Source organism: uncultured Frigoribacterium sp., assembly GCF_963515265.1.
In the GTDB taxonomy this organism is placed as follows: Bacteria; Actinomycetota; Actinomycetes; order Actinomycetales; family Microbacteriaceae; genus Frigoribacterium.
Map to the genome: position 1 here is coordinate 1 of NZ_CAUPYL010000043.1, position 16,111 is coordinate 16,111.

Annotated in this window: 14 protein-coding genes; 2 read left to right on the forward strand and 12 right to left on the reverse strand. The window is 69.9% G+C overall.

Annotation, left to right across the window (positions count from 1 at the left end; all coding sequences use genetic code 11):
* Positions 1-854 precede the first annotated feature (854 nt).
* From RWM17_RS06065 to RWM17_RS06085, 5 genes are all read right to left on the reverse strand, one after another.
* Positions 855-1,271 (reverse strand): cytochrome c oxidase subunit 4, encoded by a 417-nt coding sequence (locus RWM17_RS06065; protein ID WP_192041597.1) that lies wholly within the window; start codon positions 1,269-1,271, stop codon positions 855-857.
* 4 nt (positions 1,272-1,275) lie between these two features.
* Entirely contained in the window at positions 1,276-3,018 is a 1,743-nt protein-coding gene (ctaD, locus tag RWM17_RS06070) for a cytochrome c oxidase subunit I (protein WP_146901127.1), read from the reverse strand.
* A 13-nt stretch (positions 3,019-3,031) separates the two neighbouring features.
* Positions 3,032-3,919 carry a cytochrome c oxidase subunit II gene (gene coxB, locus RWM17_RS06075; protein WP_314102125.1) on the reverse strand — a complete coding sequence of 296 codons (888 nt, stop codon included), beginning with the start codon at positions 3,917-3,919 and terminating at the stop codon, positions 3,032-3,034.
* Positions 3,920-4,126: 207 nt separating this feature from the next.
* Entirely contained in the window at positions 4,127-4,507 is a 381-nt protein-coding gene (gene erpA / locus RWM17_RS06080) for an iron-sulfur cluster insertion protein ErpA (protein WP_123545598.1), read from the reverse strand.
* A 131-nt stretch (positions 4,508-4,638) separates the two neighbouring features.
* Positions 4,639-6,054 carry a dipeptidase gene (locus RWM17_RS06085; RefSeq protein ID WP_133737447.1) on the reverse strand — a complete coding sequence of 472 codons (1,416 nt, stop codon included), beginning with the start codon at positions 6,052-6,054 and terminating at the stop codon, positions 4,639-4,641.
* 42 nt (positions 6,055-6,096) lie between these two features.
* Here RWM17_RS06085 and RWM17_RS06090 point away from each other — a divergent pair, with 42 nt between their 5' ends.
* The gene (locus tag RWM17_RS06090; protein ID WP_314102126.1) at positions 6,097-6,672 is read left to right on the forward strand and encodes a DUF3043 domain-containing protein; all 576 of its coding nucleotides are present in this window, start codon (positions 6,097-6,099) and stop codon (positions 6,670-6,672) included.
* Between the two features lie 81 nt (positions 6,673-6,753).
* Here RWM17_RS06090 and RWM17_RS06095 read toward each other — a convergent pair whose 3' ends face one another.
* The 3 genes from RWM17_RS06095 to hisD all read right to left on the reverse strand — a co-directional run bounded on the left by RWM17_RS06095 (position 6,754) and on the right by hisD (position 9,686).
* Positions 6,754-7,797 (reverse strand): quinone-dependent dihydroorotate dehydrogenase, encoded by a 1,044-nt coding sequence (locus tag RWM17_RS06095; RefSeq protein ID WP_314102127.1) that lies wholly within the window; start codon positions 7,795-7,797, stop codon positions 6,754-6,756.
* Entirely contained in the window at positions 7,794-8,276 is a 483-nt protein-coding gene (nrdR, locus tag RWM17_RS06100; RefSeq protein WP_314102128.1) for a transcriptional regulator NrdR, read from the reverse strand. Before nrdR ends, RWM17_RS06095 begins: the two co-directional genes overlap by 4 nt.
* 99 nt (positions 8,277-8,375) lie before the next feature.
* Positions 8,376-9,686, reverse strand: coding sequence for a histidinol dehydrogenase (hisD, locus tag RWM17_RS06105; RefSeq protein ID WP_314102129.1), 1,311 nt, complete (start codon positions 9,684-9,686; stop codon positions 8,376-8,378).
* Between the two features lie 80 nt (positions 9,687-9,766).
* Here hisD and RWM17_RS06110 point away from each other — a divergent pair, with 80 nt between their 5' ends.
* Complete coding sequence (locus RWM17_RS06110) at positions 9,767-10,297, forward strand: flavin reductase family protein (RefSeq protein WP_314102130.1); 531 nt, start codon at positions 9,767-9,769, stop codon at positions 10,295-10,297.
* Positions 10,298-10,375: 78 nt separating this feature from the next.
* Here the strand turns inward: RWM17_RS06110 and dnaE are convergent, their stop codons facing one another.
* From dnaE to RWM17_RS06130, 4 genes are all read right to left on the reverse strand, one after another.
* The gene (gene dnaE / locus RWM17_RS06115) at positions 10,376-13,891 is read right to left on the reverse strand and encodes a DNA polymerase III subunit alpha (RefSeq protein WP_123545589.1); all 3,516 of its coding nucleotides are present in this window, start codon (positions 13,889-13,891) and stop codon (positions 10,376-10,378) included.
* An 84-nt stretch (positions 13,892-13,975) separates the two neighbouring features.
* Positions 13,976-14,899: an RluA family pseudouridine synthase gene (locus tag RWM17_RS06120; RefSeq protein WP_314102131.1), complete on the reverse strand. Its 924-nt coding sequence runs from the start codon at positions 14,897-14,899 to the stop codon at positions 13,976-13,978.
* Positions 14,896-15,537, reverse strand: a complete 642-nt coding sequence (gene lspA, locus RWM17_RS06125; protein WP_314102132.1) for a signal peptidase II — start codon at positions 15,535-15,537, stop codon at positions 14,896-14,898. Before lspA ends, RWM17_RS06120 begins: the two co-directional genes overlap by 4 nt.
* A 4-nt stretch (positions 15,538-15,541) precedes the next feature.
* The coding region (locus tag RWM17_RS06130) for a hypothetical protein (protein ID WP_314102133.1) at positions 15,542-16,111 on the reverse strand (570 nt) is incomplete at its 5' end.

A 16,111-nucleotide genomic window follows, 5' to 3' on the forward strand; every position in this document is an offset into this window, starting at 1 on the left:
GTAGCCCTCGGCGGGTTCCCGTAGCCCTCGGCGGGTTCCCGTAGCCCTCGGCGGGTTCCCGTAGCCCTCGGCGGGCCACCGTGGACCCGCCGGCAGCGACAGCAACCCGCCCCACCCTCTCCCCACGCCTCCGGACTCATCCACTCCCCCGCGGCCACACGCAAGCCTGACAGCGCGCACCTCCCCCTCCTCCGGGTTTCCGTGCCCGTGGACGGGCTCCAGAAGCCCAGGCGGGTTCGCAATGCCCCTGGGCGGGGCTCTCCGTGCCCTTAAGCGGGGTCTGGTGCCTCGGTGCGGGGTTCCGGAGCCCTCGGCGGGCCGGAGCTGACCCGCCACCAGTGACAGCCACCCGCCTACTCTGCTCCAAGACGTGCAACGCGCTCGCGCATTCCACGATGGACGGACGGGAGGCAGCAAGCGTCTACGACTGCTTCGCCGCGGTGCCACTCTGGTCCGGCGTGCCACTCTGGTCCGGCGTGCCACTCTGGTCCGGCGTGCCACTCCGGCCCGGCGTGCCTACTCCGGTGCAGCGGGCTCCCGGAGGCCACGGCGGGTCCGCACGGACCCGCCGGCGGCTACACAGCAACCCGCCGACTCCACGCGCATGAGCCAGCTGATCCAGCTGCGGCCAGAAGCTGACCGACGCACGTCGGAGCCCGTGAAGAGGGCGGAATGGGACAAGTCAGCGGCGGGCCCCGGGTCAATGCGTCCCTATCGCGTCAGGGAGAGCACGAAGGGGCTCGTCGGTGCGGCTCGGCCGCCGCTGAGACCGAGGTCGCACCACCCGCTTCAGGCCCGCAACGACAGATGCCGCCCACCCCTGAGGGTGAGCGGCATCCGAACGGACCGAGAGGTCAGTGGGCGAAGTTGCCCCGGTAGTACTCGTAGACCCAGCCGACGAGGGCGACGGCCACGAGGGCGCCACCGATGTAGATGATCCACATGCCGACAGCGAGGGCCAGGAAGATCAGGCCGCACGAGAAGGCGAGCAGGATGGGCCACCACGACCAGGGGCTGAAGTGCCCGAGCTCGGGGTCGCCGTCGTCGATGTTCGCGTCAGGACGATCCTCGGCGAGCTCGCCGCCCTGGGCCGCGTGCGAGCGTCCCATGTAGAAGGCGAGGAACACGCCCAGGGCGCCGGCCAGGCCGATGCCCATGGTGCCGGCCCATTCCACCTTGCCCGTGTCGATGAGGCTCCAGATGACGTACACGGCGTCCATCAGGAAGAAGAAGATCGCGAGGATCCAGAACAGGGTCGCGTTGGTTCTCATCGGACTACTTCACCTCGTTGCTGGATGCGTCGTACGTGGGGGCCTCGGGTGCGTCCTTGACCGGACCGATGCCGACCGGGATGCCGGCCTCCGGGTGGTTGAGGTCGAACGCCGGCGACTCCGAGCGGATGCGCGGGATGGACGTGAAGTTGTGGCGGGGCGGCGGGCACGAGGTGGCCCACTCGAGCGAGCGGGAGTAGCCCCACGGGTCGTTGACCTCGACCTTGGGCGCCCGACGCGCGGTGATGTAGACGTTGTAGAGGAACGGCAGGATCGAGACGCCGAGCAGCATGGCGCCGATCGTCGACAGCTGGTTCATCCACGTGAAGTGGTCCTCGGCCTGGTACGTGGCGTAGCGACGGGGCATGCCCATGACGCCGAGCCAGTGCTGGATGAGGAACGTCGTGTGGAAGCCGATGAACAGCATCCAGAAGTGGATCTTGCCGAGACGCTCGTTGAGCATCTTGCCCGTCCACTTCGGCCACCAGAAGTAGAAGCCGGAGAACATCGCGAAGACGACCGTGCCGAACACCACGTAGTGGAAGTGAGCCACGACGAAGTACGTGTCGGAGACGTGGAAGTCGAGCGGCGGCGACGCCAGGATGACGCCGGTGAGCCCACCGAAGGTGAAGGTCACCAGGAAGCCGATCGCCCAGAGCATCGGGGTCTCGAACGTGACCGAGCCGCGCCACATCGTGCCGATCCAGTTGAAGATCTTCACGCCCGTCGGGACCGCGATGAGCATCGTCATCAGCGAGAAGAACGGCAGGAGGACCGAGCCGGTGACGTACATGTGGTGCGCCCACACCGTGACGGACAGGGCCGCGATCGAGATCGTCGCGTACACGAGCGTCTTGTACCCGAAGATCGGCTTGCGGCTGAAGACCGGGAAGACCTCGGAGACGATGCCGAAGAACGGCAGCGCGATGATGTACACCTCAGGGTGACCGAAGAACCAGAAGAGGTGCTGCCACAGGATGGCGCCTCCGTTGGCGGGGTTGAAGACCTGTGCGTCGAACACCCGGTCGAACCCGAGCCCGAACAGCGCGGCGGCCAGGACGGGGAACGCCATGATCACGAGGATCGAGGTGATCAGCGTGTTCCAGGTGAAGATCGGCATGCGCCACATCGTCATGCCGGGGGCGCGCATGGTCACGATCGTGGTGATGAAGTTGACCGAGCCCAGGATCGTGCTGAAGCCGGTCATGCCGAGCCCGAAGACCCACAAGTTCCCGCCGAGCCCTGGTGAGAACGTCGTGTCCGACAGCGGCGCGTAGGCGAACCAGCCGAAGGAGGCGGCACCCTGGGGGGTGAGGAAGCCGGCGACCGCGATCAGCGAGCCGAAGAGGTACAGCCAGAAGGCGAAGCCGTTCAGCCGCGGGAAGGCGACGTCGGGCGCACCGATCTGGAGGGGCATGAGCGCGTTGGCGAAGCCCGAGAACAGCGGCGTCGCGAACATGAGCAGCATGATCGTGCCGTGCATGGTGAACAGCTGGTTGTACTGCTCTTTCGTCTGCACGATCTCGAGCCCGGGGGCGAAGAGCTGCGCGCGGATCAGCAGCGCCATGACGCCGCCGAGGCAGAAGAAGAGGAACGACGCGATCAGGTACATGTACCCGATGGTCTTGTGGTCGGTCGACGTCAACCACGTGACGACGACGTTGCCCTTGCGGCCGACCTTCGAGGCGCCGAAGTTCTGACCGGAGGAGGTGCCGCCTGTGGTGGGGCGGGTGGCGGTGGCTGTCATCGAACCCGTGCCTTTACTTCTCGTCCGAACCGGCGGCGACGGGCGCCTCGTTGTTCGGCTGGTTGGTGTTGGTGTTGTACTGGTCGCCCAGGAGGCCGGTGTTGCCCTCGTCGGCGAGCGTGTCGAGGTAGTCCTCGTACTCGCCCTCGGAGACGACCTTGACGTTGAACAGCATCAGGGAGTGGTACTCGCCGCAGAGCTCGGCGCACTTGCCCGTGAACGTGCCCTCTTTCTCGGGCGTGAAGTACATGTAGTTGGTCTTGCCGGGGATCGTGTCCTTCTTGTAGAGGAAGTCGACGATCCAGAAGGAGTGGGCGACGTCGCGCGACTTGAGGTCGATCTGCACGGTCTTGCCCACGGGGAGGTACAGAACGGGGAGCTGGTCCTGGTCGACCTCGCCGTCGGGCAGCTCCTGGGCCTGGATGCCCTGGTAGTAGACGCTGTCGTCTTCCTGCTGCTGGTCGATGTAGTTGAAGTCCCAGGCCCAGCGCTTCGCGTAGACGTCGATCTTCACGTCGGGGTTCGCGGTCGGCTCCTCGATGGCGGCCTGGTCGCGGGCGGTGAAGGCGAAGAAGCCCAGCACGAGGATGAGCGGCACGACCGTGTAGAAGATCTCGATCGGCATGTTGTAGCGCAGCTGCACGGGGAGGCCGGTCTGGCCCTTGCGACGCCGGTAGGCGATGCAGGTCCAGATGATGAGGCCCCAGACGATGAGGCCGACGATCAGCAGGACGATCCACGACGTGACCCACAGGCCGATGATGCTGTCGACGTGGTTGGTGGTGCCCGCGGTGGTGGGGAGCCAGCCCTGGAGCTGCTCGGGCGTACATCCCGCGAGGACGAGGGCCATGACGGCGGCCACGGGGATGGCGGCCCAACGAAGACGGCGGTTAGAACGCACTGTTACCTCTCGGATGACACGACAGCTTGGGGTCTTCCCAGTCTAGGACGGGACTTCCCTAGCCTACTCGCAGGTTGACCGGGCCTCTGCACGCGGCCCCGCCGAGTCGTTCGAGCACGAGCCACCTGGACGCACGAGAGGGACCGCCTCTCGGCGGTCCCTCTCGTGTGGTGACCGGTCAGGAGCGCCCGGGAGGCGCCTCCTGCGTCAGTGGAAGCTGTCGCCGCAGGCGCAGCTGCCCTGGGCGTTCGGGTTGTCGATTGTGAAGCCCTGCTTCTGGATCGTGTCCTCGAAGTCGATGGCCGCGCCGTCGAGATAGGGGACGCTCATCTTGTCGACGACGACTTCGACACCGTCGAAGTCGACCGTGGCGTCGTTCTCGAGGAGGCGCTCGTCGAAGTAGAGCTGGTAGATGAGGCCGGAGCAGCCACCGGGCTGGACGGCCACGCGGAGGCGGAGGTCGTCACGCCCCTCCTGCGTCAGGAGGCTCTTCACCTTGTCGGCGGCGGTCGCGGTGATCGTGACGCCGTGGGCGGTCGTCGTGTCGCCGGCGGCCGTCTCGACGGCGGGGGTCGCGGTGTCGGTCATGGAGCCTCCTCGGGTCGGTGCGCAGGGGCACTCGTCGTTGACCAGTGTAAGCAGCCCGTGCCGGGATTTGTTCCCGGCGACCAGGGCCGACGAGGCCGACGGTGCACGGGCGCCGTCGACCCCGTCGTGCCTCAGCTCCGTGCGTCGAGGCGGGCGATCAGCACGGCCTCGCTGAGCACGGCACGGTGCAGCACGCCGAGGTGCTGCGACTCGTTCGGGCTGTGCGCGCGCGTGTCGGGGTCCTCCACGCCCGTGACGAGGATCTGGGCCTCGGGGAACGTCCGGACGAGGTCCGCGATGAACGGGATCGATCCGCCGATGCCGATCTGCAGGGGCGCCTCCCCCCAGGCCTCGGTCATGGCCGCCGTGGCCTCGGCGAGGGCCCAGCCGCTGGTGTCGACGAGGAACGGGTCGCCCTGGTCGACGTCGTCGATCTCGACGTGCGCGCCGAAGGGGGCGTGCTCTCGGAGGTGCGCCTCGATGGCCGCGTAGGCCTCGGACGCGGCCTGCCCCGGAGCGATGCGCGCGCTGATCCGGACGGACACCTCGGGCGACAGGGTGTTCGACGCGTTCGCGACGCTCGGCGCGTCGATGCCCGTCACCGTGATCGACGGCTGCGACCAGACGCGGCTGAGCAGCGGACCGGTGCCGATCGGCGTCACGCCCTCGAGCAGCCCGGCCTCCTCGCGCAGCTGCTGCTCGCTCTGCTCGGGGTGCTCGGCCTCGCGGCTGTGCAGCCCGGCGACGGCGACGCTGCCCGCATCGTCGTGCAGCGTGGCGAGCAGCTTCACCATCGCGAGCATCGCGTCCGGGACCGCGCCGCCGACCATCCCCGAGTGGGACGCGTGCGCCAGGGTGCGGACGGTGAGCCGGAACGTCACGTTGCCGCGGAGCCCCACGGTGATGGCGGGGACGGTCGTGCTCCAGTTGCCCGAGTCGGCGACGACGATGACGTCGGCCGCGAGGTCGTCCCGGTGCTGGCGGAGGAAGTCGGCGAACGAGCGGGAGCCGAACTCCTCTTCACCCTCGATGAACACCGCGACGCCGACGCCCAGGTCGTCGCCGAGCACCTCGCGGACGGCCCGCAGCGCCGCCACGTGGGTCATCACGCCGGCCTTGTCGTCAGAGGCGCCCCGCCCGTAGAGGCGATCGCCCTTGACGGTGGGCTCGAACGGAGGCGAGTCCCAGTCGGCGTCGTCGCCCTGGGGCTGCACGTCGTGGTGGGCGTAGAGGAGGACCGTCGGCTTGCCGTCGCGCGCGGGGCGCCGGGCGAGCACGGCCGGCTGGCCGAGGGCGCCGGTGTCGCCGATCGGCGCACGGCTCACCTGCACGGTCTCGAAGAGGCCCGTGCCCCGCACGAGCTCGGCGACGGCCTCGGCGCTGGCGGCGACGTGCGCGGGGTCGAAGGCGTCCCACGAGACGGACGGGATGCGGACCAGGCCGCCGAGGTCGGCGACTGCGGCGGGGAAGCCGCCCTGCACCGCCTCCGCGAGTTCGCTGACAGTACGAGGATCGGTCGGGGTCACGGGGTGCTGCGAGTCGGTCATGCAGGTAATCTTAGGAACTCGTTCAACCCCCGAGGACTCTCCGTGGCCAAGGCACCTGACAAGACCATCACGACGACCGTCGACGAGACCGAGTCGCCGACGACCGGCAAGGGACGGCCGACGCCGACCCGTCGCGAACGCGAGGCCGCCAACCAGCGCCCGCTCGTGGCCACCGGCAAGGAGGCGCAGAAGGCCCAGCGCGCCCGTCTCGCCGAGCAGCGGGAGCGCCAGCGCGTCGGGCTCGCCAACGGCGAGGAGAAGTTCCTCCCCGAGCGCGACAAGGGCGTGCAGCGCAAGTTCATCCGCGACTACGTCGACGCCCGCTACAGCGTCGGCGAGGCGATGATCCCGGTCATGGTGCTCGTCATCGTCATGAGCATCGTCCAGAACGTCGCGGTCCAGACCACGACGCTGTTCGTCCTGTGGGGCTTCTTCATCCTCGCCGTCGCCGACTGCCTCCTCGCCGGCCAGCGCGTCACCTCCCAGCTGCGCGCGAAGTTCGGCGACGACGGCCTGCAGAAGGGCAACCGCTGGTACACCGCCATGCGCGCCATGCAGATGAAGCCGATGCGACTGCCGAAGCCGCAGGTCAAGCGCCGCGAGTTCCCCACGTTGTAGCCACGCCGCACGACGGAGCCCCCGACCACGTGGTCGGGGGCTCTGTCGTGTCGGGCGCGCCTGTCGGGCTGCCGAGACCGGTCACGCCGCTCGGCGGAGGGCGCGCAGCCCCCGGTTGACCTTCCGGGCCCAGAGCGGCCCCTCGTAGAGGAAGGCCGTGTAGCCCTGCACGAGCGTCGCACCGGCGTCGAGGCGCGACTGCACGTCGTCGGCGGTGGTCACTCCCCCGACGGACACGACGCACGTCTCGTCGGGCAGCACCGAACGCAGCACCCGGAGCACCTCGAGCGACCGGGCCGCGAGCGGGGCGCCGGAGAGACCACCAGCCCCCGCGGCCTCCACGACGGCGGGCGAGGTCCGCAGCCCCGAACGAGACAGTGTCGTGTTCGTGGCGATCACGCCCCCGAGCCCGATCTCGGTGACCAGCTCGGCGATGTGGCGGATGCCGTCGTCGTCGAGGTCAGGAGCGATCTTGACGAGCACGGGGGTGTCGCCCGCGGCGGCGTGGACGGCGCGCAGCAGCGGCGACAGCTTGTCGAGCTCCTGCAGGCCGCGGAGGCCGGGCGTGTTGGGCGAGCTGACGTTGACGGCCAGGTAGTCGGCGAGCGGGGCGAGCAGGCGCGTGCTCACGAGGTAGTCGGCGACCGCGTCGTCCACCTCGACGACACGGCTCTTGCCGATGTTGACGCCGATCACGGGCCGGACGGCCGCACGGCGCGCAGCGGTGAGCTCGTCGGCCGCCTGCGCCGCGCCTCCGTTGTTGAAGCCCATGCGGTTGACGACCGCCAGGTCGGGCACCAGACGGAAGAGCCGCGGTCGCTCGTTGCCCGGCTGGGCCCTGGCCGTGACGGTGCCGACCTCGACGTGGCCGAAGCCGAGCGCCCCGAGACCGGCGATGCCTGTCGCGTCCTTGTCGAAGCCCGCGGCGACGCCGAACGGCGAGGCGAAACGGAGGCCCAGCGCCTCGACGGCGAGCGACGGGTGGGGCGCCGTGAGCCGGCGCACGAGCGGCGCCAGGCCGACCCGCGGGACGGCACGGATGACCCGGGACGCGAGGTGGTGCGCGTCCTCGGGGTCCATCTTGGAGAGCACCAGGTCGAACAGGACCCGGTAGGCGGTCCTCACTCGTCGACCGATCGCGGTGCACGCACGCGGTCACGGTGCTCGTCGCGGAGCTGCGTGATCGACGACTCGAAGTCCTCGAGGGAGTCGAAGGCCTGGTAGACGCTCGCGAAGCGCAGGTAGGCGACCTCGTCGAGCTCGCGCAGGGGCGGCAGGATCGCGAGGCCGATGTCGTTCGCCTCGATCTGCGACGTGCCCGACGCACGCACCGCCTCCTCGACCTTCTGCGCCAGGACGGCCAGGTCGCCGTCGGTGACGGGACGGCCCTGGCAGGCCTTGCGGACGCCGGAGATGATCTTCTCCCGGCTGAAGGGCTCGAGCACGCCGTTGCGCTTGACGACGTTGAGGCTTGCCGTCTCGGTCGTGCTGAAGCGACGACCGCAGTTCGGGCACTGGCGCCGCCGACGGATCGAGGTGCCGTCGTCGCTCGTGCGGGAGTCGACGACGCGGGAATCGGGGTGGCGACAGAAAGGACAGAACATGGTGCCCTCAGCGTACTGGGGCTCCGCACCCCGCCCCTTCGACGCCACGGACGGGACACGGTCGACGCCGCCCCTCACGGACGCCGTCGGGACGACCGATCAGGGCTTGTGGAGACGCGCCGCGACGGCCTCGCCGTGGGCGGGCAGCAGCTCGGCGCGCGACAGCGCGACCAACCTGTCGGCGACCTCGGCCAGGGCGTCGTGCTCGTAGCGCACGATCTGCTGCGGCCGCAGGAACGTGTACGCGCCGAGTCCCGACGAGAACCGCGACTGGCCGCCCGTGGGCAGGACGTGGTTCGAGCCGGCGAGGTAGTCGCCCAGGCTCACAGGGGTGCTCGGGCCCACGAAGACCGCGCCGGCGCTCGTGATGCCCGCGAGCACCCCTTCGTCGTCGCGCGTCTGGATCTCGAGGTGCTCGGGCCCGTAGGCGTTGCTGAAGTCGACGGCGGCCGACAGGTCGTCGACGAGCACGAGGGCCGACTGGCGGCCGTCGAGGGCGGTCTGGACGCGGGTCGCGCTCAGCGTCCGCGGGACGAGCCGCACGAGCTCGTCGCGGACCCGGTCGGCGAGCTCCGCCGAGGTGGTCACGAGGACGGCGGCGGCCTCCTCGTCGTGCTCGGCCTGGCTGATCAGGTCGACGGCGACGAGCGTCGGGTCGGCCGAGTCGTCGGCGATGACGAGGATCTCGGTGGCGCCCGCCACGGCGTCGATGCCGACGCGTCCGCGGACGAGCTGCTTCGCGGCGGCCACGTAGTTGTTGCCGGGGCCGGTGATGACCTGGACCGGCTCGAGCCCGATCTCGGGCACTCCGTACGCGAGGGCCGCGATGGCGCCCGCACCGCCCATGACGTAGACCTCGTCGATGCCGAGGAGGCCCGCCGCGCCCAGGATGACGGGGTGGACGGCGCCGCCGAAGTCGCGCTGCCCGGGCGAGACGAGCGCGACCGAGCCGACCCCGGCCACCAGGGCCGGCACGACGTTCATGACGACGCTCGACGGGTAGACGGCCTTGCCGCCGGGGACGTACACGCCCGCCCGGGCGACCGGCTGCCAGCGCTGCTCGATGAGCGCCCCGGGGGCCGGGACGGTCATGGAGCCCGCGGGCACCTGGGCCCTGCTGGCCTCGGTGACGCGGGCGATCGACTCGACCAGCGCCTCCTTCACCAGGGGGTCGAGCTCGTCGACGGCACGGGCGATCGCAGCCGCCTCGACGCGGAACACGTCGGTGCGGACGCCGTCGAAGCGCTCCGCCTGGTCGCGCAGGGCGTCCGCACCGCGCTCGCGCACGGCCTGGACGATCTGGGCCGCGGCGCCGGAGGCGGCGGCGACGTCGACGTGCGACCGGGGCACGAGGCCCAGCAGGTCGGCGTGGGTAGGCTTGAGGCCCCGGAGGTCTGTGGTCTGAATCATGGCCCGTCGAGCCTAGCCCGAGCCGTCACGGCGCGGACACGCCCGCCCCCGGGAGCAGAGCACAGGAGGCGCCCACCGTCATGCCCGACACCACCGCACCAGCCGCCACGGCTGCACAGTCCGACCCCGCCGACCTCGCCGCGTTCAAGGCCGGCTTCCGCCGCCATGCCGCGGGCGTCGCCATCGTCACCGCCCGGGACTCGGACGGCCGGCCCGTCGGCTTCACCGCGACCTCGCTGGCCTCGCTCGCCGCCGTCCCGCCGCTCGCCACCTTCAACATGGCGCGCACCGCCAGCTCGTGGCGGGCGATCGAGGAGACCGAACACGTGGTGATCCACCTGCTCGGCCTCCGCAACCAGGGCCTCGCGCGCCGCATGGCCGGCCCCGCCGCCGAGCGGTTCGCGGGCGACCACTGGAGCGAGGGGCCGCACGGCCTCCCGTTGCTCCACGACGTCACCGCCTGGATGACCGGCCGCATCGTCGAGCGGGTGCACGTGCACGGCAACGCCGTCGTCGTCGTGCAGGTCGAGGACGGCGGCACGGGAGCAGACGACGACGCGTTGCTGTACCACGACCGCCGCTGGCTCCGGCCCGTGCACCTCGAGGCGTAGACGAGCAGGACGTCCACGCACGACGGCCCCACGGACTCGAGTCCGTGGGGCCGTCGTGCGTGCGGAGACGCCTGCGCGTCAGACGAGGCAGCCCGGCCCGAGCAAGCTCTTGAGCTCGCCGTACAGGTCGGCGGTCACGTCGACCGGCATGGGGATCTCGAACGAGCGGGCGACGTCGCCCTTGACGAGCCGGAGCCGCACCTCGGTGCCGCCGGTGTGCCTGCCGAGCACCGCCGCGAGCTCCGTGACGGTGTCGGTCGTGGCGCGGTGCTCGGGGATCTGCAGCACCAACGGGCCCTGCGACGCACCGACGCCGAGGTCGGGCATGAACATGCTCGCCGCGTGCATGTTCATGCCGTCGTCGCGGACGCTGACGCGCCCCTTCAGCACGATGATCGAGTCGCCGACGAGCGACGGCCCGAACTCCTGGTAGGTCTTGCCCAGGAACATCGCCGAGATCTCGCCGCCGAAGTCCTCGACCGTGACGATGCCGTACGGATTGCCCGAGTTGCGGGCGACCCGGTGCTGGACGCTCGTGATGAGGCCGGCGATCGTGACCGTCTCGCCGTCGATCGCGGTCGGCTCGCTCGACAGGATGTCGGTCACCGTCGTGCTCGCGTGCTTCGCGAGCGGCAGCTCGAGCCCGGCCAGCGGGTGGTCGCTCACGTAGAGGCCCAGCATGTCGCGCTCGAACGCCAGCTTGTCCCGCTTCGACCACTCGGGTCGCTCGGGCACGTGCTGGACGTCCTGTGGCTCGTCCCAGAGGGAGTCGAAGTCGAAGCCGACCTGGCCGTTGGCCTCGGCGCGCTTCTCGTTGACGGCGGCCTCGACCGCCGACTCGTGGATCTCGACCAGGGCCCGGCGGGTCGAGCCCAGGCTGTCGAACGCCCCGGCCTTCACCAGCGACTCGACCGTGCGCTTGTTGGCGACGGGGAGCGGGACCTTGCGCAGGAAGTCGTGGAAGGAGGCGAAGGCTCCTTCTTTCTGGCGGGCGGCGATCACGTGGTCGACGACGTTGAACCCCACGTTCCGGACCGCGCCCATGCCGAAGCGGATGTCGTCGCCGACCGCCGCGAAGAAGCCGATCGACTCGTTGACGTCCGGCGGGAGGACCGTGATGCCCATGCGGCGGCACTCGTTGAGGTAGAGCCCGAGCTTGTCCCGCGAGTCGCCGGTGCTCGTGAGCAACGCGGCCATGTACTCGGCCGGGTAGTGGGCCTTGAGGTAGGCGGTCCAGTACGACACGACGCCGTAGGCGGCGGAGTGCGCCTTGTTGAAGGCGTAGTCCGAGAAGGGCAGGAGGATGTCCCAGAGCATCTTGACGGCGTCCGGTGAGAAGCCGTTGTCGAACATGCCCTGCTCGAAGCCCGCGTACTGCTTGTCGAGCTCGGACTTCTTCTTCTTGCCCATGGCACGACGGAGGATGTCGGCCTGGCCGAGCGAGAACCCGGCGACCTTCTGCGCGATGGCCATCACCTGCTCCTGGTAGATGATCAGGCCGTAGCTCGTCGACAGGATCTCCTTCAGGGGCTCCTCGAGCTCGGGGTGGATCGGCGTGATCTCCTGGATGCCGTTCTTCCGCAGGGCGTAGTTCGTGTGGGAGTTCGCCCCCATGGGCCCGGGGCGGTACAGCGCGATGACGGCCGAGATGTCCTCGAAGTTGTCGGGCTTCATCAGCCGCAGGAGGCCGCGCATGGGCCCGCCGTCGAGCTGGAAGACGCCCAGCGTGTCACCGCGGCCGAGCAGCTCGTAGGCCGCCCGGTCGTCGAGCTCGAGGTCTTCGAGGACGAGGTCGAAACCGCGGTTGGTGCGGATGTTGTCGAGGGCGTCGTTGATGATCGTCAGGTTGCGGAGACCCAGGAAGTCCATCTTGATCAGCCCGAGCGACTCGCAGGCGGGGTAGTCGAACTGCGTGACGATCTGGCCGTCCTGCTCGCGCTTCATGATCGGGATGATGTCGATCAGGGGGTCGCTCGACATGATGACGCCGGCCGCGTGCACGCCCCACTGGCGCTTGAGGCCCTCCAGGCCGAGAGCCGTGTCGAAGACCGTCCTCGCCTCGGGATCGGTCTCGACGACCGTCCGGATGTCTCCCGCCTCCTTGTAGCGCTCGTGGGCCTTGTCGAAGATGCCCGTGAGCGGGATGTCCTTGCCCATGACCGCGGGCGGCATGGCCTTCGTGAGCTTCTCGCCCATCCCGAAGGGGAAGCCGAGCACGCGCGAGCTGTCTTTCAGGGCCTGCTTGGCCTTGATGGTGCCGTAGGTGACGATCTGGGCGACGCGCTCGTCGCCGTACTTCTCCGTCACGTACTGGATGACCTCGCCGCGGCGACGGTCGTCGAAGTCGACGTCGAAGTCGGGCATCGAGACACGGTCGGGGTTGAGGAAGCGCTCGAAGATGAGGCCGTGGCGGAGCGGGTCGAGGTCGGTGATGCGCATCGCGTAGGCGGCCATGGACCCGGCGCCGGAGCCGCGTCCCGGACCGACGCGGATGCCGTTCTCCTTCGACCAGTTGATGAAGTCGGCGACGACGAGGAAGTAGCCGGGGAAGCCCATGCCGGTGATGACGCCGATCTCGTACTCGGCCTGCTTGCGGACGTCGGAGGGGATGCCGTCCGGGTACCGGTAGACCAGGCCCTTCTCCACCTCCTTGATGAACCACGTCTCCTCCGTCTCGCCCTCGGGCACGGGGTAGCGCGGCATGTAGTTGGCCGAGGTGTTGAACTGGACGTCGCAGCGCTCGGCGATGAGCAGGGTGTTGTCGCAGGCCTCGGGGTGGTCACGGAAGAGGTGCCGCATCTGCTGGGCGGACTTCAGGTAGAACTCGTCGGCGTCGAACTTGAACCGGTTCGGGTCGTTGAGGGTCGAGCCCGACTGGACGCAGAGCAGCGCTGCATGGCTCGTGGCGTCGTGCTCGTGCGTGTAGTGCAGGTCGTTGGTGGCCACGAGGGGCAGGCCCAGGTCTTTCGCGAGGCGGAGGAGGTCGCCCATGATCTGGCGCTCGATGCCGAGGCCGTGGTCCATGATCTCGGCGAAGTAGTTCTCGGCGCCGAAGATGTCGCGGAAGTCCGCCGCGGCCTTGACCGCCTCGTCGTACTGGCCGAGTCGGAGGCGCGTCTGCACCTCGCCGGACGGGCAGCCCGTCGTGGCGATGAGGCCGTCCGAGTACTGCGACAGCAGCTCGCGGTCCATGCGCGGTTTGAAGTAGTAGCCCTCGAGGGACGCGCGCGACGACAGCCGGAAGAGGTTGTGCATGCCCGCCGTGCTCTGCGAGAGCAACGTCATGTGCGTGTACGCACCGGCGCCGGAGACGTCGTCGCGGCCGCCGTCGCCCCAGCGGATGCGGGTCTTGTCGCCCCGGTGCGTGCCCGGCGTGATGTAGGCCTCGGTGCCGATGATGGGCTTGACCCCGGCGTCGGTCGCGGTCTTCCAGAAGTCGTAGGCGCCGAACACGTTGCCGTGGTCGGTGACCGCGACGGCGGGCATGCCCTGGGCGGCGGCCTCCGCGATCAGCGGCTTGACCCGGGCCGCACCGTCGAGCATCGAGTACTCGCTGTGGACGTGCAGGTGGACGAAGGAATCTTTCGAGGCCACGCGGCTCCTCGTCTGTGGTTCGACGGTTCTGTGGTGGATCTGCGGTTCTGTGGTGGTGTGCCGGTTCAGCGGCAGGTGGACAGCCTAGGCCGCACGGAGGACATCGAGCGCGTGCTGCAGGTCGTCCGGGTACGTCGACCGGTAGACGACCGGCTCGCCCGTCCCCGGGTGGCGGAAGCCGAGTTGGACGGCGTGCAGCCACTGCCGGCCGAGGCCGAGGGCAGCGGACAGCGTCGGGTCGGCCCCGTAGGTCGCGTCGCCCACGCAGGGGTGGCGCTGGGCGGCCATGTGGACGCGGATCTGGTGCGTGCGACCGGTCTCGAGGTGGATCTCGAGCAGCGAGGCTGAGCGGAACGCCTCGACCGTCTCGTAGTGCGTCACGGAGGGCTTGCCGTCCACGACCACGGCGAACTTCCAGTCCGACGACGGGTGACGACCGATCGGGGCGTCGATGGTGCCGGTGAGCGGGTCGGGGTGGCCCTGCACGACCGCGTTGTAGATCTTCTCCACCGTCCGCTCGCGGAAGGCGTCCTTGAGCTGTGCGTAGGCGCGCTCGGACTTCGCCACGACCATGAGGCCGCTGGTGCCGACGTCGAGGCGGTGCACGATGCCCGCGCGCTCGGCAGCCCCCGACGTGGCGACCTGGAACCCGGCCGCCGCGAGGCCGCCGAGCACCGTGGGCCCGGTCCAGCCGACCGAGGGGTGCGCGGCGACGCCGACGGGCTTGTCGACGACGACGATCTCGTCGTCGTCGTGCACGATGCCCAGGCCGGGCACGTCGAGCGGCACGACGGTCGGTGCCTCGCGGGGTGCCCAGGTGACCTCGAGCCAGGCGCCGGCCTCGAGCCGGTCGGACTTGCCCACCGGGCGACCGTCGACGGCCACTCCCCCGGTGGTGGCCACCTCGGCGGCGAAGGTGCGGCTGAAGCCGAGCAGCTTGGCCAGTGCGGCGTCGACCCGCTCGCCGGCGAGTCCGTCGGGCACGGGCAGTTGGCGGGACTCGGTCACGGGTGCTCCGTCGGTCGGGTCGAAGGAGGCGCCCCGTCGGCGCCGGCGTCGGTCATGGGCCCCGCAGCGGTCGTCTCGTCGGCGGCCTGGTCGCTCGCCGCGTCACGCGCCGCGCTCGCCTTCGTGGTCCGGGTGCCGTCGAGGTTGACGCCGAGCAGGGTCAGCAGCAACAGGAGGCCCATGCTCGACACGATGAAGATGTCCGCCACGTTGAAGATCGCCGGCAGCAGCGACGGGAAGTACAGGAAGTCGATCACGTGCCCCTGCCCGAAGGAGGGCTCGCGGGTCAGACGGTCGGTCAGGTTGCCGAGCGTGCCTCCCAGGAGCATGCCGAGCATGATCGCCCAGGCCCGGGACCGGATGCGCCGTGCGAAGACGACGATGGCGACCACGACGGCCGAGGCCGCGATCGAGAAGATCCAGGTCGTGCCGCTGGCCAGGGAGAAGGCCGCACCGGGGTTCCGCACGAAGTGCAGCTGGAAGAACTCGCCCACGACGTCGACGCTCTCGCCCTCGACCAGGCGGGTGGTCACGAGGTGCTTCGACACCTGGTCGAGCACGTAGGCCGTGACAGCGACGAAGGCCAGCGCCGCGATGATGCGGACGCTGACCTTCGTCGGAGGAGTGCTCTGCGTCAAGACCTTAGTTGGAGCCGAAGCCCTGAGCGCTGGCGGGAGCGAAGCCGCTCGCGGACTGCTGCTCGCCGGACTCGGCCTCGAGGTCGCGGAGCTGGCCCTCGATGTAGCCCTTGAGCTTCTGGCGGTAGTCGCGCTCGAACGTGCGGAGGTCGTCGATGCGACGCTCCAGGCCGGTGCGCTCGGTCGCGAGCTGCTCGAGCACCTCGCGGCGCTTGGTCTCGGCCTCGGCCACGACCTCGCGGGAGCGAGCCTCGGCCTCGGTGACGACGTCGCGCTGCTTGGCCTCGGCCTCGGCCACGAGACGAGCCGACGTCGACTGGCCCTCGGCGATCAGGGCGTCGCGCTTCTCGACGCCCTCACGGACGTGCTCCTCGTGCAGACGACGAGCGAGCTGCAGGAGGCTGTTGGTGCTCTCGGTGTCGTCCTGGCTGGGTCCGGCGTAGGCCGGGACCGGGGCGACCGCCGCGGCGGCGACCGGCTCGGGTGCTGCCTCGGGCTCGGGTGCGACCTCGACAGGAGCCGGGACCGACGCGGGCGCCGGCTCGGAGACCGGGGCGGGCTCGGACTCGGGCGC